3 protein-coding genes and 1 pseudogene are annotated in these 1,876 nt (G+C 73.5%); all 4 read left to right on the top strand.

Annotation, left to right across the window (positions count from 1 at the left end):
* The first annotated feature begins 355 nt into the window (after nt 1-355).
* Nucleotides 356-598 carry a hypothetical protein gene (locus tag C667_RS22610; RefSeq protein ID WP_004387257.1) on the top strand — a complete coding sequence of 81 codons (243 nt, stop codon included), beginning with the start codon at nt 356-358 and terminating at the stop codon, nt 596-598.
* Nucleotides 598-1,032 carry a DUF1810 domain-containing protein gene (locus tag C667_RS22605; protein WP_004387255.1) on the top strand — a complete coding sequence of 145 codons (435 nt, stop codon included), beginning with the start codon at nt 598-600 and terminating at the stop codon, nt 1,030-1,032. Before C667_RS22610 ends, C667_RS22605 begins: the two co-directional genes overlap by 1 nt.
* 57 nt (nt 1,033-1,089) lie before the next feature.
* Nucleotides 1,090-1,515, top strand: a complete 426-nt coding sequence (locus C667_RS22600) for a VOC family protein (RefSeq protein WP_004387253.1) — start codon at nt 1,090-1,092, stop codon at nt 1,513-1,515.
* A gap of 162 nt (nt 1,516-1,677) precedes the next feature.
* Nucleotides 1,678-1,876, top strand: a pseudogene (locus C667_RS26245) (efflux RND transporter periplasmic adaptor subunit); the annotation flags it as partial.

The following is a 1,876-nucleotide window of genomic DNA, read 5'->3' as shown; positions in this document are numbered from 1 at the left end:
TGCGCCACCGCCACCGCCACCGCCTGCGCCTGCGCGGCGTCCTCGACGCGGTGGTCGTGCCGCGTGCCGAGCCCGGCCAGCCGCTGCAGGCGCGCGCGGCCGCCAGGATGGCGATGAGGCGCGGGGGCGGTGGACAGGGCGCTCTGCAAGGAGCGGAATGCGGATGGCGCTCCACGCGTTCGCCCGCGTGCAACCGGCTCTCCAGCGGTGCGGGCCGGCCGCGGACGGGCGCGCGGACGTAGCATCGGGCATGGGAGAGGCATTGCCCCGATCCATCACTACTGCGGCATGGCGCTTTCCGTGTCGCGTGCGCTTGCTGCTACGCTGTGCGCTGGCTCGTCCGAGGAGAACGAAGATGAAGAAGCGCGCCGTGTTCGTCACGCTTTCCGGGCTCTCCGCCGCTGCGGTGGCGGTGCTTGTCCTCGCGGCCGCATCCGCCCCGGCCGGGGCCATCGCCGCGGCGGCCGTCCCGGAGGAGTGCGTCTGCTCGCGCGGCCTGCGCCTCTCAGAGGCGCCGCCGTCGGTGCTGCACAACTGCCAGTGCGGGCCGCTGCAGTGCGTGGTGCATGCGCAGTCCGGGCAGCTGCAGTGCCGCTGATGGCGGGAGATCCCCATGACCTGGCGCGCTTCGTCGAGGCGCAGCAGGGCGTCCATGCGGACGCGCTTGCCGAGTTGCGCTCGGGGCGCAAGCGCAGCCACTGGATGTGGTTCGTCTTCCCGCAACTGGCCGGGCTCGGCACGAGCGCGACCGCGCAGTACTACGGTGTCCGCGGCCTCGACGAGGCGCGCGCCTACCTCGCACATCCGCTGTTGGGCGCGCGCCTGCGTGAATGCGCGCAGGCCCTGCTCGCGCTGCGCGGGCGCTCGGCCGAGCAGATCTTCGGCTACCCGGATGTGCTCAAGTTGCGCTCCTCGATGACGCTCTTCGCTGCGGTGCCGGGCGCAGATCCGGTGTTCGGCGAGGTTCTGGCGCGCTATTACGATGGAGAAGCGGATGCGCGCACCCTGCAAGGGCTGGGGCAGGGGGGCTGAGCGCATGTGCGTCCCCAGCTTGCCTGCAGCGGGCTGCCGCAGGCGCGAGGAGCCGGCATGAAGCCCCGCATCAGCGTGTTCACCCTCGGCGTGGACGATCTCGCGCGTGCCGTCGCCTTCTACCGCGACGGCCTGGGCTGGCCGACGCGCGGTATCGTGGGCAGCGCGGAGCAGCATTCGGCGGTCGCCTTCTTCGCGCTGCAGCCCGGCATCCAGCTCGCACTGTTCGCGCGCGCGAGCCTCGCGCTCGAGGCCGGCGTCGCCGAGCCGCCATCGGGCACGAGCGGCTGCCTGCTGAGCCACAACGTCGCCCGCCGCGAACAGGTGGCCGAGGTGATGGCCCAGGCGGCGGCCGCGGGCGCGCGCATCCTGCGTGTGCCACGCGACACCGCCTGGGGCGGCCACGCGGGCTATTTCCAGGACCCGGACGGGCATCCCTGGGAGGTGGCGTGGAATCCCAAATGGCCGGTGGAGGACGATTGAGTCTCGCGCTGCCGGCGTGAGCGCCCGCAGCCTGTCCGGCGGCCACCGCCCCGCGGCGCGGAACCGGACAGCACGCGCCTTTGTCCCTAAACTGGCGGCTCGCACCGCTTCGCGTTTCCGCTCCTTGCGCCTCACCCCTAACGCCTCACGCCCCACTGCCCAATGCCCTCCAGCCGTCGCCTCGTCCTCTCGCTCAGCCTCGCCGGCCTCGCCGCGCTGGGCGCCTATGCCTGGTATGCCAACCGTCCGCCGGCCGTACTGCCGGGGGGGACGCAGACGGCAGGCGCGCAAGGCGGTCCGCCTGCGGCGGTGGCGGCGGGTGCGAAGGCGGTGGCGGGCGGCGCGGGCGCGGCGCCGGGGG

The sequence above is a fragment of the Thauera phenylacetica B4P genome, from assembly GCF_000310225.1.
Classification (GTDB): Bacteria; Pseudomonadota; Gammaproteobacteria; order Burkholderiales; family Rhodocyclaceae; genus Thauera; species Thauera phenylacetica.
Note: the sequence above shows the minus strand (reverse complement) of the source record. Positions and strands in the feature narration are given on the sequence as shown.